This window comes from Thauera sp. WB-2 (assembly GCF_027594845.1).
Classification (GTDB): Bacteria; Pseudomonadota; Gammaproteobacteria; order Burkholderiales; family Rhodocyclaceae; genus Thauera; species Thauera mechernichensis.
This window is the reverse complement of sequence record NZ_CP088935.1, coordinates 3,286,141-3,307,800: the sequence shown is the minus strand read 5'-3', so window position 1 is coordinate 3,307,800 and position 21,660 is coordinate 3,286,141. Positions and strand designations below refer to the sequence as shown.

Below are 21,660 nucleotides of genomic sequence, written 5' to 3'. Positions count from 1 at the left end.
AGCTTGGCGCGACAGCGCCAGGCTGTTATACTTTTGCCTCTTTGCTCCGGGGCTCGCTCGGGGCATCCTACCCTGACGGGTTCCAAGACTGTCCGCACATGCGGGATAAGTTGGAGATACTTTCATGATTCAAATGCAGTCCAAGCTGGACGTCGCCGATAACTCCGGTGCGCGCTCGGTGATGTGCATCAAGGTCCTGGGTGGTTCGAAGCGCCGCTACGCTGGCGTGGGCGACATCATCAAGGTCACCGTGAAGGATGCTGCGCCGCGTGGTCGTGCCAAGAAGGGCGATGTCTATAACGCGGTTGTCGTGCGTACCGCCAAGGGCGTCCGTCGTCCCGATGGTTCGCTGATCAAGTTCGATGGCAACGCGGCCGTGCTTCTGAACAACAAGCTGGAGCCGATCGGCACCCGTATCTTCGGGCCGGTTACTCGTGAGCTGCGTACCGAGCGCTTCATGAAGATCGTCTCGCTCGCGCCCGAAGTGCTCTGAGGAGTCCTTAGATGAACAAGATCCGCAAGGGTGACGAAGTTTTGGTACTGACGGGCAAGGATCGCGGCCGTCGCGGTACTGTGCTGCGCCGCGTCGATGACGAGCGCGTCGTGGTCGAGGGTGTGAATCGGGTGAAGAAGCATGTGCGCCCGAATCCGCTCAAGGGTGAGGTGGGTGGCATTGTCGAAAAGGAAATGCCGATCCACGTGTCGAATGTCGCGCTGTTCAATCCCGCCACCCAGAAGGGTGATCGCGTCGGGATCAAGACGCTTGAAGATGGCCGCAAGGTTCGTTTCTTCAAGTCGAACGGCGAGCTGGTGAACGCCTAAGGAGTGACGATGGCTCGCTTGCAACAGGTTTACAAGGACGAAGTCGCGCCGGCGCTCAAGCAGCAGTTCGGCTACAAGTCCGTGATGGAGATCCCGCGTATCACCAAGATCACCCTGAACATGGGTGTCGGTGAGGCGGTGGGTGACAAGAAGATCCTCGAGAATGCGCTCGGCGACATGACCAAGATTGCCGGTCAGAAGCCGGTGTCGACCAAGGCTCGCAAGTCGATTGCGGGTTTCAAGATCCGTGACGGCTATCCGATCGGTTGCATGGTCACCCTGCGTGGTCCGCGCATGTTCGAGTTTCTCGATCGTCTGATCACTATCGCGCTGCCGCGCGTGCGTGACTTCCGCGGTATCGCAGCGAAGGGTTTTGACGGTCGTGGCAACTACAACCTCGGTGTCAAGGAACAGATCATTTTCCCTGAAATCGAGTACGACAAGATCGATGCGCTGCGCGGGATGAACATCAGCATCACGACGACGGCGAAGACCGACGGGGAGGCGCGCGCGCTCCTCGCTGCGTTCAAGTTCCCGTTCAAGAATTGAGGGTCATATGGCGAAACTCGCTCTGATCAATCGCGAAGTGAAGCGCGCCAAGCTGGTGGAGAAGTTCGCCGCCAAGCGTGCCGCCCTGGTCGCAAAGGTCAAGGACAGCAGCCTGTCCGAAGAAGAACGCATGGCTGCACGCCTGGCCCTGCAGCAACTGCCCCGCAACGCCAACCCGACTCGCCAGCGTAATCGTTGCGCGCTCACCGGGCGTCCGCGTGGTGTTTTCCGCAAGTTCGGTCTGTGCCGCAACAAGCTGCGCGAGATCGCTTTCCGCGGCGAAGTCCCTGGCATGACCAAGGCGAGCTGGTAAGGAGAATTCGAAGATGAGTATGTCCGATCCCATCGCCGACATGCTGACGCGCATCCGCAATGGCCAGCAGGCACAGAAGGCATCGGTGTCGATGCCCTCGTCGAAGCTGAAGGTTGCGATCGCGAAGGTGTTGCAGGATGAAGGTTACATCGACGGCTTCGCCGTCCGCGACGATGCCGGCAAGGCGTCGCTTGACGTTACGCTGAAGTATTACGCCGGTCGTCCGGTCATCGAGCGCCTTGAGCGCGTGAGCCGTCCCGGCCTGCGTATCTACAAGGGCAGCGACGATCTGCCGCGCGTCATGAACGGCCTTGGCGTGGCCATCGTGTCCACCCCGCGTGGTGTGATGACCGACCGTTCGGCGCGTGCAAACCGCGTTGGCGGCGAAGTCATCTGCCTGGTGGCATAAGGAGGAAGCGATGTCTCGTGTAGCCAAGAATCCGGTGGCGATTCCTCAGGGTGTCGAAGTGACGATCTCCGCTGGTGAGATCGCCGTCAAGGGGCCGCTCGGTACGCTGCGTCAGGCGCTGACCAGCGCCGTCTCGGTCGAGCGCGAAGGTGATGCAGTCGTGTGCAAGGCGCGCGACGGTGTGGCCAACGCCCGTGCGCTTTCGGGTACGACCCGTGCGCTCATCAATAACATGGTGAGCGGTGTCAGCAAGGGTTTCGAGCGCAAGCTCAACCTGGTTGGCGTCGGCTATCGCGCTCAGGCTCAGGGCGACAAGCTCAACCTGTCGCTCGGCTTCTCGCATCCGGTCGTGCATCAGATGCCGGAAGGCGTGAAGGTCGAGACCCCGACCCAGACGGAAATCGTGATCAAGGGTATCGACAAGCAGAAAGTCGGCCAGGTCGCTGCCGAGGTGCGTGCCTACCGCTCCCCCGAGCCCTACAAGGGCAAGGGCGTCCGTTATTCGGACGAGGTGGTGGTGCTCAAGGAAACCAAGAAGAAGTAAGGCGGTTCGTCATGAACAAGAAAGAAACTCGTCTTCGCCGTGCGCGCAAAACTCGCGCCAAGATTGCGGAGCTCAAGGCGGTTCGCCTGACGGTGTTCCGGTCCAACTGCCACATGTACGCCCAGGTCATCGACGGTTCCGGCTCCCGCGTGATTGCGGCCGCCTCGACAGTCGAAGCCGATGTGCGCGCCCAGGTCGCGAACGGCGGCAACAAGGCTGCCGCCGAGCTCGTCGGCAAGCTGATTGCCGAGCGTGCCAAGGCTGCCGGCATCGAGCAGGTCTCGTTTGACCGCTCGGGCTTCCTGTATCACGGCCGCGTCAAGGCGCTGGCCGAGGCTGCCCGCGAAGGCGGCCTCAAGTTCTAAGCGAGGATTCGAATGGCTAAGCAGCAAACCAAACGTGCGCAAGCCTCCGACGAGCGCGATGACGGCCTGAAGGAGAAAATGGTCGCGATCAATCGCGTGACCAAGGTCGTCAAGGGCGGCCGGATCCTCGGCTTCGCCGCGCTGACCGTGGTCGGCGACGGTGACGGTGCGATCGGCATGGGCAAGGGCAAGTCGCGCGAAGTGCCGGTGGCAGTTCAGAAGGCGATGGACGAAGCGCGTCGCAAGATGCGCAAGGTCTCGCTCAAGAACGGCACCCTGCAGCACACTGTTGTCGGCAAGCATGGCGCCGCCTCGGTGCTGATGCAGCCGGCTCCGGCCGGTACCGGCATCATCGCCGGTGGCCCGATGCGCGCAGTGTTCGAAGTGATGGGCGTGACCGATGTGATTTGCAAGTGCATCGGTTCTGCCAATCCCTACAACGTCGTTCGTGCCACGATCAACGGCCTGATGGCGATCAACACCCCGGCGGAGATTGCTGCCAAGCGCGGCAAGTCCGTCGAAGAAATTCTGGGGTAAGCGATGTCGGACAAGAAAATCAAGGTGACGCTCGTCAAGAGCGTGATCGGCACCAAGCAGTCGCACCGCGCCACCGTGCGCGGGCTCGGTCTGCGTCGACTCAACCATACGGTCGAGCTGGCGGATACCCCCGAGGTTCGCGGCATGGTCAACAAGGTGTCCTACCTGGTCAAGTGTGAGGGTTGATATGCGCCTGAATACCATCAAGCCGGGCGAAGGCTCGAAGAAGGCTGCGCGCCGTGTCGGTCGCGGCATGGGTAGCGGCCTCGGCAAGACCTGCGGTCGCGGCCACAAGGGGCAGAAGTCCCGTGCCGGCGGCTTCCACAAGGTCGGCTTCGAGGGCGGTCAGATGCCCTTGCAGCGTCGTTTGCCGAAGCGTGGTTTCGTTTCGCTGACGCGTGCGCGCAATGTCGAGGTGCGTCTGTCCGAACTGGACAAGCTGCCCATCGATGAAGTCGATCTGCTGACGCTCAAGCAGGCGGGCGTGATCGCGGCTGACGCACTGTCGGCGAAGGTCGTGCTTTCCGGCGCCATCAACCGCAAGGTTGTGCTGCGCGGTGTCGGTGCTACCCAGGGTGCCAAGGCGGCGATCGAAGCCGCTGGTGGTTCCGTGGCGGCCGAGTAAACAGGGAAAACGATTGTGGCGAATACTGCTGCCACGCTCGGAAAGCCGGGGCGGTTCGGCGACCTGAAGCGTCGCCTGCTGTTTCTGCTGGGCGCGCTGATCGTCTACCGCATCGGCGCGCACATTCCTGTCCCGGGTATCGATCCCGAGCGTCTGGCTGAGTTGTTCCAGTCGCAGGCGGGCGGCATCCTCGGGGTGTTCAACCTGTTCTCCGGCGGCGCGCTGTCGCGTTTCACCATCTTCGCGCTGGGCATCATGCCCTACATTTCCGCGTCGATCATCATGCAGTTGATGACGGTGGCGGTACCGTATCTCGAGGCGTTGAAGAAGGAAGGCGAGGCTGGGCGACGCAAGATCACGCAGTACACCCGCTACGGCACGCTCGTCCTTGCTTTTGCTCAGGCGCTCGGTATTTCGATTGCGCTCGAGGGGCAGCCGGGCCTGGTGCTGGATCCGGGGCTGATGTTCCGTTTCGTTACCGTGGCGACGCTGGTGACTGGCACGATGTTCCTGATGTGGATGGGTGAGCAGATCACCGAGCGCGGTATCGGAAACGGTATTTCGTTGATCATCTTCGCGGGGATCGTGGCTGGATTGCCGAGTGCGATCGGTGGGCTGTTCGAGCTGGTTCGTACTGGCGCGATGCATCCCTTCACGGCGCTCTTCATCTGCGTGCTGGTTGTGCTGGTGACCGGGTTCGTGGTGTTCGTGGAGCGGGGGCAGCGCAAGATTCTGGTGAACTACGCCAAGCGGCAGGTCGGCAACAAGGTGTATGGCGGGCAAAGCTCCCACCTGCCCCTGAAGCTGAACATGTCGGGTGTGATTCCGCCGATTTTTGCGTCGAGCATCATCCTGTTCCCGGCGACCTTGGGTCAGTGGTTTGGCTCGTCTGAGGGTATGTACTGGTTGCGGGATATCGCATCCACACTGTCTCCAGGACAGCCGATCTACGTGATGCTGTACGCGCTGGCAATCGTGTTCTTCTGTTTCTTCTACACCGCGCTCGTGTTCAACGCGCGTGAGACGGCGGACAACCTGAAGAAGAGTGGTGCGTTCGTGCCTGGCATTCGTCCGGGTGACCAGACGGCGCGCTACATTGACAAGATTCTCATGCGGCTGACGTTGGCCGGGGCGGTGTATATCACCCTGGTCTGCCTGCTGCCAGAGTTCCTGATCCTGAAGTGGAACGTTCCGTTCTATTTCGGCGGCACCTCGCTGCTGATCATCGTGGTGGTCACGATGGACTTCATGGCCCAGGTACAGGCGTTTGCGATGTCGCACCAGTACGAGAGTCTGCTGAAGAAGGCGAATTTCAAGGGGGCGGGCTTCCCGGGCAGGTAGAACCATGGCGAAGGAAGATGTCATTGAGATGCAAGGTGAGGTTACTGAGAACCTCCCGAATGCAACATTCCGCGTCAGGCTCGAGAACGGTCACATGGTGCTTGGGCACATCTCCGGAAAGATGCGGATGCACTACATCCGCATCCTCCCTGGGGATAAGGTGACCGTCCAGCTCACCCCCTACGACCTGACCAAGGGCCGGATCGTGTTCCGGACCAAGTGAAGATAAGAGAAACAGGAGCAAGACCATGAGAGTCCAGGCATCGGTAAAGCGGCTCTGCCGCAACTGCAAGATCATCCGCCGCAAGGGTGTGGTTCGCGTCATTTGTAGCGATCCGCGGCACAAGCAACGCCAGGGTTGATTAGATCAACTTAAGGCTTTAGAATTTAACGTTTTTCGCTTTGGGGTATACGGATGGCCCGTATTGCTGGGGTAAACATTCCCAATCACAAGCATGCCGAGATCGCGCTGACCGCCATCTATGGGATCGGCCGTTCGCGTGCTCAGAAGGTTTGCGACGCTGCCGGTATCCAGCGTTCGGTCAAGGTCAAGGACCTGACTGAATCGGATATGGAGAAGCTGCGTGACGAAGTCGCTCGGTTCGTTGTCGAGGGTGACCTGCGTCGTGAAGTGACGATGAACATCAAGCGACTGATGGACCTGGGCTGCTATCGCGGCGTGCGTCATCGTCGCGGCCTGCCGATGCGTGGTCAGCGTACCCGCACGAACGCCCGCACCCGCAAGGGCCCGCGCAAGGCGATCGCCGGCAAGAAGTAATAGGAACCGATAATGGCTAAGACTGGAACGAAGGTTCGTAAGAAGGTCAAGAAGAACGTCGCGGAAGGTATCGCGCACGTTCACGCGAGCTTCAACAATACGATCATCACCATCACCGACCGTCAGGGCAACGCGCTGTCGTGGGCGACCTCGGGTGGCGCTGGCTTCAAGGGTTCGCGCAAGAGCACCCCGTTCGCTGCCCAGGTGGCTGCAGAAGCAGCTGGCAAGGTGGCACAGGAGTGCGGTATCAAGAACCTCGAGGTTCGCATCAAGGGCCCGGGCCCGGGTCGCGAGTCTTCGGTTCGTGCGCTCAACGCGCTGGGGATCAAGATTTCCAGCATCACGGACATCACCCCCATTCCGCACAACGGCTGCCGTCCGCCGAAGAAGCGTCGTATCTGACAAGGAGTTGATAAGTGGCTCGTAATCTCGATCCCAAGTGCCGTCAGTGCCGTCGCGAAGGCGAAAAGCTGTTTCTGAAGGGCGAAAAGTGTTTTACCGACAAGTGCGCGATTGAGCGTCGTGCCTACGCGCCTGGCCAACACGGTCAGCGCTCGGGGCAGCGTCTGTCGGGTTACGGTGTGCAACTGCGCGAGAAGCAGAAGATCCGTCGTCTGTACGGTGTGCTCGAGCGTCAGTTCCGCCGTGTGTATTCCGAAGCTGACCGTCGTCGTGGCCAGACCGGCGAGAACCTGCTTCAGTTGCTCGAAGGTCGTCTGGATTCGGTGGCCTACCGCATGGGTTTTGGCGCTTCGCGTGCCGAGGCTCGTCAGGTTGTGCGCCACAACGGCGTTCTGGTCAATGGCAAGCGCGTCAACATCCCGTCGTATGTCGTTCGTCCGGGCGATGTCGTGGAGCTGACCGAGCGCGCCCGTGGGCACCTGCGCGTCAAGGCTGCGCTCGAAGCGGCTGAGTCGCGCGGGTTCCCGGAGTGGCTGGAAGTCGACGCCAAGGCTGGCAAGGGTACGTTCAAGGCCTATCCGGTGCGCAGCGAACTGCCGGCAACGATCAACGAAGGCCTGGTTGTGGAACTGTACTCCCGTTGATCGGGAGTCTGAGCCTCTTCTAGTTCCGAGGGAATGCTGATGCAAAGCAATGCACTGCTGAAACCGCGCATCATCGACGTCCAGAGCACCTCGCCTGTCCAGGCGCGGGTGACTATGGAGCCGTTCGAGCGCGGGTTCGGTCACACGCTGGGGAATGCGCTGCGGCGCATCCTCCTGTCGTCGCTGCCGGGCCATGCGGCCACGGAAGTGACGATCGAAGGTGTGCTCCATGAGTACTCGACGCTTGACGGCGTGCGCGAGGACATCGTCGACCTGCTGCTCAACCTCAAGGGCGTGGTGTTCAAACTGAATGGCCGTGCCGATGTAACCGTGCGGCTGGCGAAGTCCGGCGAGGGCGTTGTCACCGCGGCCGACATCGAGCTCGGTCACGACGTCGAGATCATCAACCCGGATCACGTGATCGCCCACCTTGCTCCGGGCGGAAAGCTCGACATGCAGATCAAGGTCGAGCAGGGCCGTGGCTATGTGCCGGGTAATGCACGTCCGCAGAGCGCCGAGAGCAAGAGCATCGGGCACATCGTGCTTGACGCTTCGTTCGGGCCGGTGCGTCGCGTCAGCTATCTCGTCGAGAGCGCTCGCGTCGAGCAGCGTACCGATCTGGACCGGCTGATCATCGATATCGAGACCAATGGTGCGGTCGACCCCGAAGAGGCCATCCGCTACGCCGCGCGCGTGCTGATGGACCAGCTCTCGGTGTTTGCCGACCTCGAGGGTACTCAGCCCGAGCGCGAGGTGGCGCCGTCGGTGACCATTGATCCGGTGCTCATGCGCCCGGTCGATGATCTGGAATTGACGGTGCGTTCGGCGAACTGCCTGAAGGCCGAGAACATCTACTACATCGGTGACCTGATCCAGCGCACCGAGACCGAGCTGCTCAAGACCCCGAACCTGGGTCGCAAGTCGCTCAACGAGATCAAGGAAGTACTGGCCTCCCGCGGGCTTACCCTTGGCATGAAACTGGAAAACTGGCCGCCGGCCGGGCTTGAAAAGCTCGGTTGAGACGCCGGGCAAGTGAGGAATTGAAATGCGTCACCGTAATGGTCTTCGCAAGCTGAATCGTACCAGCAGCCACCGCCAGGCGATGTTCCGCAACATGGCCAACTCGCTGCTGCAACACGAAGTCATCAAGACGACCCTGCCGAAGGCGAAGGAACTTCGCCGTGTGGTCGAGCCGATGATCACCCTGGGCAAGAAGCCCAGTCTCGCCAACCGCCGTCTGGCTTTCGACCGCCTGCGCGACCGTGACATGGTCGTCAAGCTGTTCGACGAGCTGGGTCCGCGCTACGCCGCCCGCAACGGTGGTTACCTGCGCATCCTGAAGTGCGGTTTCCGTGACGGCGACAATGCACCGATGGCTTACGTCGAGCTGCTGGATCGCCCCGACGTGGAAGCGGTCGAGGTCGAGGGCGCCGAGGCGGCTTGAGCCGTCGCGAGCAACCGAGTAAAAAACCGGGCAGCGCCCGGTTTTTTTTCGTGATCAGCAATCACGACTGTAACAACGGGCTTTGCTGAAGGGGCGAGCGTATGGGCGTGACATTGGTGACGGGTGGGGCGGGTTACATTGGGTCCCATACCTGCGTGGAATTGCTTGCGGCCGGGCGTGACGTGGTCGTGATCGATGATCTCTCGAACTCTTCGCCCGAAGCGTTGCGGCGTATCGAGGAGCTTGGCGGGCGCCCCTTGGCTGGGTTTGTCGAAGCAGACGTGCGCGATCGCCGCGCGTTGGAGGGCATTTTTGCTGCACACGAGGTGGAGGCGGTTATCCACTTTGCGGCGCGGAAGGCGGTCGGAGAGTCGGTGGCACAGCCGCTCGCCTACTATGACAACAATCTTCAGGGCTTGCTGAGTGTGCTGCAGGCGATGGATGCCGCGGACTGCCGGAGGATGGTGTTCAGCTCTTCAGCGACGGTGTATGGCGATCCCGCAAGCGTGCCTATCCGCGAGGATTTTCCCACTACGGCGACCAATCCTTACGGCTGGACGAAGCTGATGGGAGAGCAGATCCTGCGCGATCTGGCGAATGCAGATGGACGCTGGAACGTGGTGCTGCTGCGCTACTTCAATCCAGTAGGGGCCCACTCGAGCGGGCGAATCGGCGAAGACCCGGAGGGCTTGCCGAACAACCTGATGCCTTTTGTAAGTCAGGTAGCGGTGGGCCGACTCGAACGCCTGCGGGTGTTCGGTGACGACTATCCTACGACTGACGGTACCGGCGTGCGCGACTACATTCACGTTGTCGACCTCGCGCTCGGGCACCTGCGGGCACTCGAGCGTATCGACACGCTGGCCGGTGTCACGACGCTCAATCTCGGCACTGGGCGCGGCTACAGCGTACTCGAGATGGTGCGCGCGTTCGAGCTTGCGTGCGGTCGGCCGGTGCCATACGACGTCGTGGCGCGTCGGCCGGGTGACATCGCCGCATGCTGGGCCGATCCAGCGCGAGCCCAGGCGATGCTGGGCTGGAAGGCCGAGCGGGGGTTGGCGGCGATGTGCGAGGATGCGTGGCGCTGGCAGCGCATGAACCCGCTGGGGTATCGAGGCTGAGTCAGGCGGATCTGGGCGTCGCGAGCAGGCGTGCGAGGTAACGCCCGGTGTGGCTCGAGGGGTGGGCTGCGACTGCTTCCGGCGGGCCTGCGCAGACAACGGTGCCGCCCCCTCCGCCGCCTTCCGGGCCCATGTCGATCAGCCAATCGGCAGTCTTGATGACATCGAGATTGTGTTCGATGACGACAACCGTATTGCCATGGTCGCGCAGACGGTGCAGGACCGTGAGCAGCATCTCGATGTCCTGGAAATGCAGGCCGGTGGTGGGTTCGTCGAGGATGTACAGGGTGCGGCCGGTGTCGCGCTTCGAGAGTTCTAGGGCGAGCTTGACACGTTGCGCTTCGCCGCCCGACAAGGTGGTAGCGCTCTGGCCCAGACGGATGTAGCCGAGGCCGACATCCTTCAGGGTCTCGAGCTTGCGCGCGACGGCGGGCACGGCAGCGAAGAAATCGAAGGCCTGTTCCACCGTCATGTCGAGCACTTCGTAGATCGTTCGCCCCTTGTAGCGGATCTCCAGGGTCTCGCGGTTGTATCGCTTACCGTGACAGACGTCGCAAGGCACGTACATGTCGGGCAGGAAGTGCATCTCGACCTTGATCATGCCGTCGCCCTGGCAAGCCTCGCAGCGGCCTCCACGCACGTTGAAGGAGAACCTCCCAGGTCCGTAGCCACGCGCGCGGGCCTCGGGCACGCCCGCGAACAGCTCGCGTATCGGTGTCAGCAGGCCGGTGTAGGTGGCCGGGTTCGACCGCGGTGTGCGACCAATTGGTGACTGGTCGACATTGATGATCTTGTCCAGGGCGTCCAGCCCTTGGATGCTCCGGTGGGGAGCGGCCTCGACGCTGGCACCATTGAGGTGGCGCGCTGCTGCGGCGGCCAGGGTGTCGTTGATCAAGGTCGACTTGCCCGATCCGGACACGCCTGTGATGCAGGTGAACAGGCCGATCGGTAGCGCTGCATCGACCTGCTTGAGGTTGTTACCGGTCGCGCCGAGGATGTGCAGCATGCGCTCCGGGTCGAGCTGCCGGCGGGTGTGCGGCACCGCGATGCTGCGGCGGCCGGCGAGATAGTCGCCGGTGATGGAGGCTGGGTCGTCGATGACTTGCTGGGGTGTGCCGCGGGCGACGATCTGACCGCCGTGCTCCCCTGCGCCCGGGCCCATGTCGATCAGGTAGTCGGCGCTGCGGATTGCGTCCTCGTCGTGCTCGACAACGATCACCGTATTGCCGAGATCGCGGAGTTGGCGCAGGGTGCCGAGCAGGCGGTCGTTGTCGCGCTGGTGCAGGCCGATCGAAGGCTCGTCGAGCACGTACATGACACCAGTCAAGCCTGAGCCGATCTGGCTGGCGAGGCGGATGCGCTGAGCTTCGCCGCCGGACAGGGTGTCTGCAGCGCGGTCGAGTGAAAGATAGTCGAGGCCGACGTTGATGAGAAAGCTGAGGCGGTCGGCGACCTCCTTGATGATGCGCTCGGCGACCTGGGCGCGCGCGCCGGTAAGCTGCAGCTGGGTGAAGAAGTGCTGGCACTCGGCGAGCGGCAGGCGAGCGATGTCGTGCAGCGCACGGCCACCGATCAGCACGTGGCGTGCCTCGCAGCGCAATCTGCTGCCCTCGCAGGCCGGGCAGACCCGGCTGGCACGATATTTCGTCAGTTCTTCTCGCACCGCCTGTGAGTCGGTCTCGCGCAGGCGGCGCTCGAGATTCGGGATAATGCCTTCGAACGGGTGCTCCTTGAGCACCATGCGGCCATTGTCGGCCATGTAGCGAAAGGCGATGCGGGTGCGTCCGGAGCCATGCAGGACGGTCTCACGTACTGTGTCGGGTAGATCGATGAACGGTGTCTCGATGTCGAAGCCGTAGTGTGCTGCGAGGCTGGCGAGCATCTGGAAGTAGAACTGGTTGCGCCGATCCCAGCCCCGGATCGCGCCTGCGGCGAGCGAAAGTTCGGGGTGTGCGACGACGCGTGCGGGGTCGAAGAACGCGATGGCGCCCAGTCCATCGCAGCGCGGGCACGCGCCTGCCGGGTTGTTGAACGAGAACAGGCGTGGTTCGAGCTCGGCGAGTGCGAAGCTGCACACCGGGCAGGCGAAGCGCGCCGAGAACAGGTGAGCGGTGCCGCTGTCCATTTCCACGGCGAGCGCACGTCCGTCGGCATGCTGGAGCGCGGTCTCGAAGGACTCGGCGATGCGGCCACGCTGGTCGGCGCGGACCTTCAGGCGGTCGATCACCACCTCGACGTCGTGGCGGCGGCTCTTGTCGAGCGCCGGCATCGCATCGAGTTCCATGACCTCGCCGTCGACCCGCACGCGCACGAAGCCCTGGGCACGCAGCTCGGCGAACAGGTCCTGTTGCTCGCCCTTGCGCCCGCTCACCACCGGGGCGAGGATCATCAGCCTTGTCTCGGGCGGCAGCGCCAGAACGTGGTCGACCATCTGTGCCACACTTTGGGCCTCGAGGGCGTGCTCGGGGTGCTCCGGGCAATGGGGCGTGCCGGCACGGGCGTAGAGCAGGCGCAGGTAGTCGTGGATCTCGGTAACCGTACCCACCGTGGAGCGCGGGTTGTGGCTGGTGGCTTTCTGTTCGATCGAGATCGCGGGCGACAGGCCCTCAATGAGATCTACATCCGGTTTCTCCATGAGCTGCAGGAACTGGCGCGCGTAGGCCGACAGCGACTCGACGTAGCGGCGCTGGCCCTCGGCGTACAGCGTGTCGAAGGCGAGCGAGGATTTGCCGGATCCGGACAGGCCGGTGATGACCGTGAGCCGGTTTCGCGGCAGGTCGGCGCTGATGTTCTTCAGGTTGTGCGTGCGCGCACCGCGGATGCGGATCTCGTCCATGGCAGATGCCTAGCGTGGGCCAGCCCGAAACTATACGAGAGAAGGGCGGCACCGGCCAGGCGGCCGGAGTGCTAAAATGCTTGGCTTTGACGACGCCGGTTTCCTCTGATGACCGTTCCTGCTCGCGATCCGATGACGCGCGACGAACGCCGCGCCGGCATGAGCCTGGCTGCGATCTTTGCGCTGCGCATGCTGGGGCTGTTCCTGATCCTGCCTGTGTTCGCAGTCCATGCCGCGACCATCCCGGGTGGCGACAACCTGACCCTGGTGGGGCTGGCGATAGGCGCCTACGGCCTCACCCAGGCCTGCCTGCAGATCGCCTACGGTGCCGCGTCCGATCGTTTCGGCCGCAAGCCGGTGATCGTGTTCGGACTCGTGCTGTTCGTGATCGGCAGCGTGGTCGCCGCGCTAGCCGACGACATCACGATGATCATCGCCGGCCGTATCCTGCAGGGGGCGGGCGCGATCTCGGCGGCAGTCACGGCGCTTGCTGCCGACCTCACCCGCGACCAGCACCGTACCAAGGTGATGGCCATGATCGGCTCGTCGATCGGGCTCGTGTTTGCGCTGTCCATGGTCGCTGCGCCGCTGTTGTATGCCGCGGTCGGCATGGATGGGATCTTCTGGCTGACCGCGGTGCTCGCCTTCGTCGCCATCGGCGTGGTGCTGTGGGTGGTGCCTGCGGCGCCGCCCGTGCCGCGCGCGACGGGGCGCCTGATCGACGTGCTCCGCGACGGCCAGCTCATGCGGCTCAACTTCGGCGTATTCGCGCTCCATCTCATTCAGACCACGATGTGGGTGATGGTGCCCTCGGCCCTGGTGGCGAGCGGCGGGCTGCCCATGCCCGAGCACTGGAAGGTCTATCTGCCAGCCGTGCTGTTGTCCTTCGTCGTGATGGTGCCAGCGGTGATCGTCGCCGAGCGCCATGACAAGCTTAAGCCCGTTTTCAATGCGGCGATCGTGCTGCTGGCGGTGGTCCAGCTGGGGCTGTGGCTGATTGGTGACGGTCTGATACCATTGGCATTGCTGCTGACGCTTTTCTTCATTGCGTTCAATGTGCTCGAGGCAACCCAGCCGTCGTGGATTTCGCGCATCGCAGCGCCCGGCGCAAAGGGCACAGCGCTGGGGGTGTATAACACCTTGCAGTCGATCGGCCTGTTCCTCGGCGGCGTGCTCGGCGGCTGGCTGGGCCAGGTCCATGGGCCGGGTGCGGTGAGCCTGTTCTGTGCCTTGCTCGCCTTTGCCTGGCTTGGTCTTGCGGCGTCCATGCGGCCGCCGCCGCTGCGCGCGCAGCCGGTAGCGGGCTGAAGCACCCAGGCCTGGCCTGGGGTCTGTCGTATTTCACGCGGGTGCAGCGCTTACATCGCCGCGCCCGGATGCACACTCAAAGGAGAACCGGATGGCATCCGTCAATAAAGTCATCCTGGTCGGCAACCTCGGTGCCGACCCGGAAAGCCGTTTCGCCCCGTCGGGCGACGCGATCTGCAATATCCGTCTTGCCACCACCGAGAACTGGCGCGACAAAGCCACCGGCGAGCGCCGTGAAGCGACCGAATGGCATCGGGTGTCCTTCTACGGCAAGCTGGCAGAGATCGCTGGCCAGTATCTGCGCAAGGGCAGCCAGGTGTACATCGAGGGCAGCCTGCGGACCCGCAAGTGGCAGGATCAGAGCGGCCAGGACCGCTACACCACCGAGATCCGCGCTGACGAGATGAAGATGCTGGGCGGCCGTCGCGAAGGTGGTGACGCACCGATGCGCGCAAGCGAGGGTGGCTGGGACGCGCCCGCGCCGGCCGCTGCCGCGCCGCGCGCACCCGCACAGCGCCCTCAGCCGGCAGCACAACCGCAGCAGCAGCCGGGCGGCTTTGGTGATTTCGACGACGACATCCCGTTCTGAAGCGGGAGGATGCGGATGCGCGCGCGTGATGTGCGTCCGCGACACTGCCGGAGCGCGAGGCTAGAGTCGGGTCGCCGATGCTGGCCTGCCGCGCGGCAGTGCGAGGAGGGAGTGCAATGTTGGACCTGATCAGCCACGCCGACGGCGTTCATGCGGTGGATTCCGGCTATGGCCGGCCGCAGCTTGCGGCCATCCATATCATCGTGCAGGACGGTCGCGCCGCGATCGTCGATACCGGCAGCAACGCCTCGGTGCCGCGCGTGCTCGGCGCGCTCGCCGCGCTCGGTATCGCGCCCGAAGCAGTGGATTGGGTGTTGTTGACCCACATCCATCTCGACCACGCCGGCGGTGCGGGCAGCCTGATGTGTGCGCTGCCGCACGCCAGGCTTGTCGTGCATCCGCGTGGCGTGCGCCACATGACTGATCCGAGCCGGTTGTGGGACGCCACCTGCGCCGTTTACGGGCCGGAGCGCGCGTTCGCGCTCTACGGACGCTTGGTGCCTGTCGCGGCCGAGCGCATCGTGCCGGCCACCGACGGTCTCGAGCTCAAGCTGGGCGGTCGCTGCCTGCGCATCTTCGATACCCCGGGGCATGCGCGTCACCACGTCTGCATCTGGGACGACAGTGCGCGCGCCTTCTTCACGGGCGACACCTTTGGCCTGTCCTATCGCGAGCTTGATGTCGATGGCCGTGCCTTCATCATGCCGACGACGACGCCGACCCAGTTCGAGCCCGAGGCGATGCACGCCTCCATCGACCGCATGCTGGCGATGCAGCCGCAGGCCATGTACCTGACGCACTACAGCCGGATCACCGAAGTCGATCGCCTGGGCGCTGACCTCCACCGTCTGATCGACACCATGGTGGCGGTGGCGCAGGCTGCGCGCGGCGATGGCGTGGCCCGCCATGTCGAGATCCTTGCCGGCCTCGAGCAGATCATGCGCGAGGAGGCCGCACGCCAGAACTGGGCGCTCAACGAGGACGAGACGCTCGACCTGCTGCGCATGGACCTCGAGCTCAACGCCCAGGGTCTGGGCGTATGGCTCGACAGCCAGCGCGTCACCGCGGCCGAGACGGCCTGAGCGGGGCGCGATGCAAGGCGCAGGCGTCGATGTTGCCCGCCGCTTCGGCGGTATCGACCGGCTCTACGGCGATGGCGCAGTCGCCCGTCTGCAGGCCGCACATGCCTGCGTGATCGGTGTCGGCGGCGTTGGCTCGTGGGCGGCCGAGGCGCTGGCACGCAGTGGGGTGGGCCGACTCACCCTGATCGACCTCGACCACGTTGCCGAGTCGAACATCAACCGCCAGGTACATGCGCTCGAATCTACACTCGGCATGGCCAAGGTCGGCGCGATGGCCGCGCGCATTGCGGGCATCAACCCGCTGTGCGCGGTCGAGCAGGTCGAGGACTTCCTGACGGCCGAGAACGCCGAGGACCTGCTGCAGTGCTTCGATGTCGTCATCGACGCCATCGACAACGTGCGCGCCAAGGTAGCGATCGCGGCCGTGTGCCGGCGCCGCCGAATCAGGCTGGTGATGGCGGGCGGGGCAGGGGGCAAGACCGATCCGGGCCGGCTGGTGGTCGATGATCTGGCGCGTACGGTGCAAGACCCTCTGCTGTCCAAGGTGCGCGCCCGCTTGCGCAAGGAACACGGTTTCAGCCGCGACCCGCGGCGCAAGTTCGGCATCGATGCGGTGTTCTCCACCGAGCCGGTGCGCTACCCCGAAGCGCGGGCCTGCTTGGGTACGGGCGCGGCTACCGCGCTCGCTCCGCAGGGGTTGGCCTGTGCCGGATATGGCTCGAGCATGGCAGTGACCGCCAGTGCGGGCCTGTTCTGCGCCGCACGCGCGCTCGATCATCTGCTGCAGGCGCGGGTAGCCTGCGCTACCCTTGGCCCAGCGGACCCAGACAACCCGGAGAGCTGTTCATGAATTCAAGTGTTGCGCGTGACACCGCCGTCGTCTTGTTCGGGCATGGTGCCCGTAATCCCGACTGGGCGGGGCCCATGCGCCGCATCCGTGAGGCGCTGCTGGCACGTCCCGATGCGCCGAGCGTGGAGCTTGCCTTCCTCGAGTTCATGACGCCGACGCTGCCGGAGGCGGTGGCCGCGCTGACTGCCGCGGGTGCGCGCAAGGTGGCGGTAGTGCCGATCTTCCTCGCCCAGGCGGGGCATCTCACGCGTGACCTGCCGATTCTGGTCGATGAGGTGCGCGCGGCCCACCCAGACTGCGAGATCGTGCTCGCCACCGCAGCGGGCGAGTCCGCCAGGGTGGTCGCTGCGATGGCGGACTACGCGGCTTCCTGTCTCGACTGATTCCCCCGCACGCTTCAGCGTGCGCATGGCCTGCTGCAAGGCCATCGCATCGAGCGAGCGATCTTGCGGATGCATCGGCATGATCGCCTTCACGAGCTCGCGGCTGGCGCCGCTCCTACGGCGGGTCTGCAGCGTTTGGGACCAAGGTAGGAGCAGCGCCAGCCGCGAGCTTTTCGTCGTTCGCATGGAGGTTGTCCGCGCGGGAAGAGGTTCATGCACGCGCGTCGTGGCGGATGGCTTGACGCTCATGTCTATAAGAATATACTTATAGACATGAAAATGATCATGCTCCCCCCTCTTGTACGCGCCGTGCTGGTCGCGTGTGCTCTTTCAGTGCCGGGCGCGGCCACTGCCGACGTGCCGACCGTGCGGATCGGCGCGCAGGTGCAGGATCTTGGCTTCGTCAGCGAGGCCAGCATAGAGGCTGTCCATCAAGTCACCGTTGCTGCGCAGGTGCAGGGGCGGGTCCTTGCACTCTCCGTCGACACCGGCGACCGTGTCCGCCGCGGCCAGGTGCTGGCCCGCATCGATGCGGCCGAGGCGGCGGCTGCGCTTGCGGCTGCGCAGGCCGTGGTGGGGCAGGCCGAGGCCGAAATGGGCAATGCCCGTAGCGAACTTGCCCGTGCACGCGGCCTCGTCGAGCGCCAGTTCCTCAGCGCGTCCGCGCTCGATGCCGCGCGTACCCGCCTCGAGGCTGCCGAGGCGGCCGTCAAGGCTGCCCGTGCCCAGCGCGAACAGGCTGCCGCCGTAAAAGGCCAGTTCGAGATCGTGGCGCCGCTCGACGGCGTGGTGTCGGCGCGCCATATCGAGACCGGCGAGATGGCCCAGCCCGGACGCGCGCTATTTACCCTTCACGACCCGGCACGCATGCGCGCCGTCACCGATGTGGCGCCGCAGCGCCTGGCCGCGCTCGGTGAAGGGGCTGTGCGCGCGCGTGTGACGCTCGGAGATGGCGGCCGCGTCGTCGATGCCGAGGCGGTCACCTTGCTGCCGGCGGCGGATGCGCGCACGCACACGGTGCGTGTCCGTGTCGAATTACCCGCAGGCACAGACGGATTGATGCCGGGCAGCTTCGCGCGCGTGCATTTCGTGGGGGCGGCGGGCACGGCAGAGGCTTCCGTGGTGGTTGTGCCGCGTGCGGCCATCCTGCGCCGTGGCGAGTTGACTGCGGTGTATGTCGCTGACGGAGCAGGCGGCTTCGCGCTGCGCCAGGTCCGCCTCGGGCGGGGTGTGAACGGCAGCGAGGCGGTAGAGGTGCTGGCCGGCCTCAAGGGTGACGAGACGCTCGCCCTCGATCCCGTACAGGCTGGCCTTCGGGCGCGCGTAGCGGCGCCCGCACGCTGAGGAGGTGATCATGGACACGCCTCTCGGCATCGCTGGCCGCATCGCGGCCGGCTTTCAGCGCAATGCCATCACGCCGCTGCTGGCCTTGGTGCTGCTGCTCGCCGGCATCTTTGCCACCCTGGTCACACCCAAGGAGGAAGAGCCGCAGATCGACGTCACCATGGCCAATGTGCTGGTGCCGTTTCCGGGGGCGTCTGCGCGCGACGTCGAAGCCCTTGTCGCGCGTCCTGCCGAGCAGGTGCTGTCGCGCATCGCCGGGGTCGAGCACGTGTACACCGTGTCGCGGCCGGGCATGGCGGTGGTCACGGTGCAGTTCGAGGTCGGCGTGCCCAACCAGACCGCGCTCGTGCGCCTGTATGACACCGTGCACTCGCACGCCGACTGGCTGTCGCCGCAGCTTGGCGTCGGCACGCCGCTGATCAAGCCCAAGGGCATCGACGACGTGCCCATCGTCAGCTTCACGCTGTGGACCGCGGATGCCGAGCGCGCCGGCTTCGAGCTGCAACAGGTTTCGCGTGCGATCGAGACCGAGTTGAAGCGTATCCCCGGCACCCGCGACGTGCTCACTATCGGTGGCCCCGGTCATGTCATCCGGGTGAACATGGACACCGTGCGCATGAACGCGCACGGTGTCACTGCGCAGGACCTGCGCGCCGCCCTGCAGCTGGCCAACGCCTCGCAGCCCGCAGGCAGCCTGGTGGCCGGCAACCAGGAGGTGCTGGTTCAGACGGGCACCTATCTGGAGTCGGCCGAAGACGTACGCAGCCTGGTGGTTGGCGTGCACGACCAGCGCCCGGTCTTCCTGCGCGATGTCGCCGACGTCATCGATGGGCCCGATCAGCCTGCGCAGTACGTGTGGTTCGGCACCGGCGCGGCCGCGCAGCAGCGCGGCATCGAGCAGCAGGGCATGTTCCCCGCGGTCACCCTGGCGTTGTCGAAGAAGCCTGGCGCCAACGCCGCCGACGTCGCCCGCGCGGCCATGCAGCGACTGGACAATCTGCGCGGCAGCCTGATCCCCGATGGGGTCGAGGTCACCGTCACCCGCGACTACGGCAAGACGGCCAATGACAAGGCTGCCCAACTCATCGGCAAGCTCGCCTTCGCGACCGCTGCGGTGGTGGCGCTGGTCTTTTTCGCGCTCGGTCGGCGCGAGGCGCTCATCGTCGGCGTCGCGGTCACGCTCACCCTGGCCGCCACCTTGTTCGCGTCCTGGGCCTGGGGCTTCACCCTCAACCGGGTGTCGCTGTTCGCGCTCATTTTCTCGATCGGCATTCTGGTCGATGACGCCATCGTGGTGGTCGAGAACATCCATCGCTGGCATACGCTCGAGCCCGACACGCCGCTGTGGAAGCTGATCCCCAAGGCGGTGGACGAGGTCGGCGGCCCCACCATCCTCGCCACTTTCACCGTGATCGCGGCGCTGCTGCCGATGGCCTTCGTCAGTGGCCTCATGGGGCCCTACATGAGCCCGATCCCGATCAATGCCTCGATGGGCATGTTCATCTCGCTGGTGGTGGCCTTCGTGGTCACGCCCTGGCTGGCGCAGAAAATGCTGAAGAACGTCGATGCGCACCAGCACGGGGGCGAGGATCGCATGACGAAGCGGCTCGATGGCCTGTTCCGTCGTCTCATGACGCCCTTGCTCGACGCCCGCCGCGGCGCGCGCAACCGCCTGCTGCTGTGGCTCGCAGTGCTGGCGCTGATCGGTGCCTCGGTGGCGCTGCCGGTGGTGCAGCTGGTGGTGATGAAGATGCTGCCCTTCGACAACAAGAGCGAGTTCCAGGTGGTGCTCGACATGCCGGTGGGTACGCCGGTGGAGGATACTGCGCGCGTGCTCAACGAGATCGGCGCGCATCTGGCTGCCGTGCCCGAGGTCACCGACTGGCAGTCCTACGCCGGCACCGCCGCGCCGATCAACTTCAACGGCCTGGTGCGCCAGTACTACCTGCGCAGCGCCCCGGAGCAGGGTGACATCCAGGTCAACCTGGTCGACAAGTCCGCGCGCTCGCGCCAGAGCCACGAGATCGCGGTCGCAGTGCGCGACGCGGTCAGCAGGATTGCGACCCGCAACGGCGGCAACGCCAAGGTGGTGGAGGTGCCGCCCGGGCCGCCGGTGCTGTCGCCGATCGTCGCCGAGATCTACGGTCCGGACTACGCCGGGCAGCTGGAGGTGGCGCGCCGGGTGCGCGCGGCCTTCGAGGCCACGCCCGACATCGTCGGCGTGGACGACACGGTAGACGAGGATGCGCCCAAGCTGGTGCTGCGCGTGGATCAGGCCAAGGCCGCGCGCATGGGCGTGGCCCAGGCCGACATCGTCGAGGTGGTACGCCTCGGCCTCGCCGGCGAGAACGTCACCCCGGTACATGGCGGCGACAACAAGTACGAGATCCCGGTGCGCGTCCAGCTGCCGGCGGTGGAGCAGTCCGAGCTCGCCAGCCTGCTGGCGATGCAGGTGCGCGCACGCCAGGGCGACAACGCCGGTCAGCTGGTCAAGGTGTCCGAGCTGGTGCAGGTTGCCGAAACCCGGCGCGAGCAGATCCTGTACCGCAAGGACCTGCTGCCGGTGGTGTATGTGACCGGTGACATGGGCGGCAAGCTCGATTCGCCGCTGTATGGCATGTTCGACATCCGTACACGTGTCAATGGCATGGCGCTCGCGGGTGCGCCGGGCCTGTACGGCACGCTCGGCGAGTGGTTCATCAGCCAGCCCGACGACCCCTATGCCGGATACCAACTCAAGTGGGACGGCGAGTGGCAGATCACCTACGAGACCTTCCGCGACATGGGGGCGGCCTATGCGGTCGGCCTGGTGCTGATCTACCTGCTGGTGGTGGCGCAGTTCAGGAGCTACCTGGTGCCACTCATCATCATGGCGCCGATCCCGCTCACTATCATCGGCGTGATGCCCGGGCATGCGCTGTTCGGCGCCCAGTTTACCGCGACCTCGATGATCGGCATGATCGCGCTCGCTGGCATCATCGTGCGCAACTCGATCTTGCTGGTGGACTTCGTCAATCAGCAAGTTGTCGCGGGCATGGAACTCGGCGAGGCAGTGATCCGTGCCGCGGCGGTGCGTGCCAAGCCGATCGGACTCACTGCGTTGGCGGCGATGATCGGCGCGGTGTTCATCCTTGACGACCCGATCTTCAATGGCCTCGCGATAAGCCTGATCTTCGGCATCCTGGTGTCCACCGTGCTCACCCTGGTGGTGATCCCGGTGCTGTACTACGCGGCCATGCGCAGTCGCATCGGCCGCTTGCAGGATCTGCCGAGTCAGGCCTGATCTGAAGGGCGCACGCTGCTGGACAGGATGACGGGGCTCTCGTCCCTGTGCCCGGCGCCGTGCACTTGTGCACGCCGGACAGCTGATGCTT

At 64.6% G+C, this 21,660-nt stretch carries 27 protein-coding genes; 26 read left to right on the top strand and 1 reads right to left on the bottom strand.

From position 1 onward, the window contains the following. The first annotated feature begins 124 nt into the window (after positions 1 to 124). From rplN to galE, 19 genes are all read left to right on the top strand, one after another. Positions 125 to 493 (top strand): 50S ribosomal protein L14, encoded by a 369-nt coding sequence (gene rplN, locus LQF09_RS15190; protein WP_002931596.1) that lies wholly within the window; start codon positions 125 to 127, stop codon positions 491 to 493. Between the two features lie 11 nt (positions 494 to 504). After that, complete coding sequence (gene rplX, locus LQF09_RS15185) at positions 505 to 822, top strand: 50S ribosomal protein L24 (protein WP_002931597.1); 318 nt, start codon at positions 505 to 507, stop codon at positions 820 to 822. A gap of 9 nt (positions 823 to 831) precedes the next feature. Then, the gene (gene rplE / locus LQF09_RS15180) at positions 832 to 1,371 is read left to right on the top strand and encodes a 50S ribosomal protein L5 (protein WP_002931598.1); all 540 of its coding nucleotides are present in this window, start codon (positions 832 to 834) and stop codon (positions 1,369 to 1,371) included. A gap of 7 nt (positions 1,372 to 1,378) precedes the next feature. Continuing rightward, positions 1,379 to 1,684 carry a 30S ribosomal protein S14 gene (gene rpsN, locus LQF09_RS15175; RefSeq protein WP_002931601.1) on the top strand — a complete coding sequence of 102 codons (306 nt, stop codon included), beginning with the start codon at positions 1,379 to 1,381 and terminating at the stop codon, positions 1,682 to 1,684. A 13-nt stretch (positions 1,685 to 1,697) separates the two neighbouring features. Then, the gene (gene rpsH, locus LQF09_RS15170) at positions 1,698 to 2,093 is read left to right on the top strand and encodes a 30S ribosomal protein S8 (RefSeq protein WP_002931603.1); all 396 of its coding nucleotides are present in this window, start codon (positions 1,698 to 1,700) and stop codon (positions 2,091 to 2,093) included. 10 nt (positions 2,094 to 2,103) lie between these two features. Next, the gene (rplF, locus tag LQF09_RS15165) at positions 2,104 to 2,637 is read left to right on the top strand and encodes a 50S ribosomal protein L6 (protein ID WP_002942741.1); all 534 of its coding nucleotides are present in this window, start codon (positions 2,104 to 2,106) and stop codon (positions 2,635 to 2,637) included. 11 nt (positions 2,638 to 2,648) lie between these two features. Beyond that, positions 2,649 to 3,002 carry a 50S ribosomal protein L18 gene (rplR, locus tag LQF09_RS15160; protein ID WP_002931606.1) on the top strand — a complete coding sequence of 118 codons (354 nt, stop codon included), beginning with the start codon at positions 2,649 to 2,651 and terminating at the stop codon, positions 3,000 to 3,002. Between the two features lie 12 nt (positions 3,003 to 3,014). Beyond that, on the top strand, positions 3,015 to 3,539 hold the full coding sequence (gene rpsE / locus LQF09_RS15155) for a 30S ribosomal protein S5 (protein WP_002931609.1): 525 nt from the start codon (positions 3,015 to 3,017) through the stop codon (positions 3,537 to 3,539). A 3-nt stretch (positions 3,540 to 3,542) separates the two neighbouring features. Further along, a complete protein-coding gene (rpmD, locus tag LQF09_RS15150) occupies positions 3,543 to 3,725 on the top strand; it encodes a 50S ribosomal protein L30 (RefSeq protein ID WP_002931611.1) in 183 nt (60 codons plus the stop codon). A 1-nt stretch (position 3,726) separates the two neighbouring features. After that, entirely contained in the window at positions 3,727 to 4,164 is a 438-nt protein-coding gene (gene rplO, locus LQF09_RS15145) for a 50S ribosomal protein L15 (RefSeq protein ID WP_002931612.1), read from the top strand. 15 nt (positions 4,165 to 4,179) lie between these two features. Next, a complete protein-coding gene (gene secY, locus LQF09_RS15140) occupies positions 4,180 to 5,505 on the top strand; it encodes a preprotein translocase subunit SecY (RefSeq protein WP_002931614.1) in 1,326 nt (441 codons plus the stop codon). Positions 5,506 to 5,509: 4 nt separating this feature from the next. Further along, positions 5,510 to 5,728: a translation initiation factor IF-1 gene (infA, locus tag LQF09_RS15135; RefSeq protein ID WP_002931617.1), complete on the top strand. Its 219-nt coding sequence runs from the start codon at positions 5,510 to 5,512 to the stop codon at positions 5,726 to 5,728. A gap of 25 nt (positions 5,729 to 5,753) precedes the next feature. Continuing rightward, on the top strand, positions 5,754 to 5,867 hold the full coding sequence (gene rpmJ, locus LQF09_RS15130; protein ID WP_002931619.1) for a 50S ribosomal protein L36: 114 nt from the start codon (positions 5,754 to 5,756) through the stop codon (positions 5,865 to 5,867). Positions 5,868 to 5,920: 53 nt separating this feature from the next. Beyond that, positions 5,921 to 6,283 (top strand): 30S ribosomal protein S13, encoded by a 363-nt coding sequence (rpsM, locus tag LQF09_RS15125; RefSeq protein ID WP_002931620.1) that lies wholly within the window; start codon positions 5,921 to 5,923, stop codon positions 6,281 to 6,283. 12 nt (positions 6,284 to 6,295) lie between these two features. Continuing rightward, entirely contained in the window at positions 6,296 to 6,685 is a 390-nt protein-coding gene (rpsK, locus tag LQF09_RS15120; RefSeq protein WP_002931621.1) for a 30S ribosomal protein S11, read from the top strand. Positions 6,686 to 6,699: 14 nt separating this feature from the next. Then, on the top strand, positions 6,700 to 7,329 hold the full coding sequence (gene rpsD, locus LQF09_RS15115) for a 30S ribosomal protein S4 (RefSeq protein ID WP_002931624.1): 630 nt from the start codon (positions 6,700 to 6,702) through the stop codon (positions 7,327 to 7,329). Positions 7,330 to 7,368: 39 nt separating this feature from the next. Then, the gene (locus LQF09_RS15110) at positions 7,369 to 8,349 is read left to right on the top strand and encodes a DNA-directed RNA polymerase subunit alpha (protein ID WP_002931627.1); all 981 of its coding nucleotides are present in this window, start codon (positions 7,369 to 7,371) and stop codon (positions 8,347 to 8,349) included. A 25-nt stretch (positions 8,350 to 8,374) separates the two neighbouring features. After that, on the top strand, positions 8,375 to 8,773 hold the full coding sequence (gene rplQ, locus LQF09_RS15105; protein WP_002931629.1) for a 50S ribosomal protein L17: 399 nt from the start codon (positions 8,375 to 8,377) through the stop codon (positions 8,771 to 8,773). 101 nt (positions 8,774 to 8,874) lie between these two features. After that, positions 8,875 to 9,894 carry a UDP-glucose 4-epimerase GalE gene (gene galE / locus LQF09_RS15100; RefSeq protein WP_270068344.1) on the top strand — a complete coding sequence of 340 codons (1,020 nt, stop codon included), beginning with the start codon at positions 8,875 to 8,877 and terminating at the stop codon, positions 9,892 to 9,894. 1 nt (position 9,895) lies between these two features. Here galE and uvrA read toward each other — a convergent pair whose 3' ends face one another. Continuing rightward, positions 9,896 to 12,730: an excinuclease ABC subunit UvrA gene (gene uvrA, locus LQF09_RS15095; RefSeq protein WP_270068343.1), complete on the bottom strand. Its 2,835-nt coding sequence runs from the start codon at positions 12,728 to 12,730 to the stop codon at positions 9,896 to 9,898. Positions 12,731 to 12,838: 108 nt separating this feature from the next. Between uvrA and LQF09_RS15090 the strand changes: the two genes are divergently transcribed. From LQF09_RS15090 to LQF09_RS15060, 7 genes are all read left to right on the top strand, one after another. Then, positions 12,839 to 14,038 (top strand): MFS transporter, encoded by a 1,200-nt coding sequence (locus tag LQF09_RS15090; protein WP_270068342.1) that lies wholly within the window; start codon positions 12,839 to 12,841, stop codon positions 14,036 to 14,038. A 91-nt stretch (positions 14,039 to 14,129) separates the two neighbouring features. After that, the gene (gene ssb, locus LQF09_RS15085; protein WP_002931643.1) at positions 14,130 to 14,627 is read left to right on the top strand and encodes a single-stranded DNA-binding protein; all 498 of its coding nucleotides are present in this window, start codon (positions 14,130 to 14,132) and stop codon (positions 14,625 to 14,627) included. Between the two features lie 116 nt (positions 14,628 to 14,743). Beyond that, entirely contained in the window at positions 14,744 to 15,709 is a 966-nt protein-coding gene (locus LQF09_RS15080; RefSeq protein ID WP_002931646.1) for an MBL fold metallo-hydrolase, read from the top strand. A 10-nt stretch (positions 15,710 to 15,719) separates the two neighbouring features. After that, the gene (locus LQF09_RS15075; protein WP_270068341.1) at positions 15,720 to 16,559 is read left to right on the top strand and encodes a tRNA threonylcarbamoyladenosine dehydratase; all 840 of its coding nucleotides are present in this window, start codon (positions 15,720 to 15,722) and stop codon (positions 16,557 to 16,559) included. Then, complete coding sequence (locus LQF09_RS15070) at positions 16,556 to 16,942, top strand: sirohydrochlorin chelatase (protein ID WP_002942770.1); 387 nt, start codon at positions 16,556 to 16,558, stop codon at positions 16,940 to 16,942. The genes LQF09_RS15075 and LQF09_RS15070 overlap by 4 nt, the downstream gene beginning before the upstream one ends. A 273-nt stretch (positions 16,943 to 17,215) precedes the next feature. Continuing rightward, entirely contained in the window at positions 17,216 to 18,286 is a 1,071-nt protein-coding gene (locus LQF09_RS15065) for an efflux RND transporter periplasmic adaptor subunit (RefSeq protein ID WP_270068340.1), read from the top strand. Between the two features lie 10 nt (positions 18,287 to 18,296). Further along, a complete protein-coding gene (locus LQF09_RS15060; protein ID WP_270068339.1) occupies positions 18,297 to 21,569 on the top strand; it encodes an efflux RND transporter permease subunit in 3,273 nt (1,090 codons plus the stop codon). Positions 21,570 to 21,660 lie beyond the last annotated feature (91 nt).

Coding starts and splice junctions, on each gene's coding strand:
- rpsH (WP_002931603.1), top strand. CDS start 1,698: ATGAGTATGTCCGATCCCATCGCCGACATGCTGACGCGCATCCGCAAT.
- rpsN (WP_002931601.1), top strand. CDS start 1,379: ATGGCGAAACTCGCTCTGATCAATCGCGAAGTGAAGCGCGCCAAGCTG.
- LQF09_RS15070 (WP_002942770.1), top strand. CDS start 16,556: ATGAATTCAAGTGTTGCGCGTGACACCGCCGTCGTCTTGTTCGGGCAT.
- rpsE (WP_002931609.1), top strand. CDS start 3,015: ATGGCTAAGCAGCAAACCAAACGTGCGCAAGCCTCCGACGAGCGCGAT.
- rpsK (WP_002931621.1), top strand. CDS start 6,296: ATGGCTAAGACTGGAACGAAGGTTCGTAAGAAGGTCAAGAAGAACGTC.
- galE (WP_270068344.1), top strand. CDS start 8,875: ATGGGCGTGACATTGGTGACGGGTGGGGCGGGTTACATTGGGTCCCAT.
- LQF09_RS15065 (WP_270068340.1), top strand. CDS start 17,216: ATGAAAATGATCATGCTCCCCCCTCTTGTACGCGCCGTGCTGGTCGCG.
- LQF09_RS15060 (WP_270068339.1), top strand. CDS start 18,297: ATGGACACGCCTCTCGGCATCGCTGGCCGCATCGCGGCCGGCTTTCAG.
- uvrA (WP_270068343.1), bottom strand. CDS start 12,730: ATGGACGAGATCCGCATCCGCGGTGCGCGCACGCACAACCTGAAGAAC.
- rplQ (WP_002931629.1), top strand. CDS start 8,375: ATGCGTCACCGTAATGGTCTTCGCAAGCTGAATCGTACCAGCAGCCAC.
- ssb (WP_002931643.1), top strand. CDS start 14,130: ATGGCATCCGTCAATAAAGTCATCCTGGTCGGCAACCTCGGTGCCGAC.
- rplE (WP_002931598.1), top strand. CDS start 832: ATGGCTCGCTTGCAACAGGTTTACAAGGACGAAGTCGCGCCGGCGCTC.
- LQF09_RS15080 (WP_002931646.1), top strand. CDS start 14,744: ATGTTGGACCTGATCAGCCACGCCGACGGCGTTCATGCGGTGGATTCC.
- rpsM (WP_002931620.1), top strand. CDS start 5,921: ATGGCCCGTATTGCTGGGGTAAACATTCCCAATCACAAGCATGCCGAG.
- rplR (WP_002931606.1), top strand. CDS start 2,649: ATGAACAAGAAAGAAACTCGTCTTCGCCGTGCGCGCAAAACTCGCGCC.
- infA (WP_002931617.1), top strand. CDS start 5,510: ATGGCGAAGGAAGATGTCATTGAGATGCAAGGTGAGGTTACTGAGAAC.
- rplO (WP_002931612.1), top strand. CDS start 3,727: ATGCGCCTGAATACCATCAAGCCGGGCGAAGGCTCGAAGAAGGCTGCG.
- LQF09_RS15075 (WP_270068341.1), top strand. CDS start 15,720: ATGCAAGGCGCAGGCGTCGATGTTGCCCGCCGCTTCGGCGGTATCGAC.
- rpmD (WP_002931611.1), top strand. CDS start 3,543: ATGTCGGACAAGAAAATCAAGGTGACGCTCGTCAAGAGCGTGATCGGC.
- rpmJ (WP_002931619.1), top strand. CDS start 5,754: ATGAGAGTCCAGGCATCGGTAAAGCGGCTCTGCCGCAACTGCAAGATC.
- LQF09_RS15090 (WP_270068342.1), top strand. CDS start 12,839: ATGACCGTTCCTGCTCGCGATCCGATGACGCGCGACGAACGCCGCGCC.
- rplN (WP_002931596.1), top strand. CDS start 125: ATGATTCAAATGCAGTCCAAGCTGGACGTCGCCGATAACTCCGGTGCG.
- LQF09_RS15110 (WP_002931627.1), top strand. CDS start 7,369: ATGCAAAGCAATGCACTGCTGAAACCGCGCATCATCGACGTCCAGAGC.
- rplX (WP_002931597.1), top strand. CDS start 505: ATGAACAAGATCCGCAAGGGTGACGAAGTTTTGGTACTGACGGGCAAG.
- rplF (WP_002942741.1), top strand. CDS start 2,104: ATGTCTCGTGTAGCCAAGAATCCGGTGGCGATTCCTCAGGGTGTCGAA.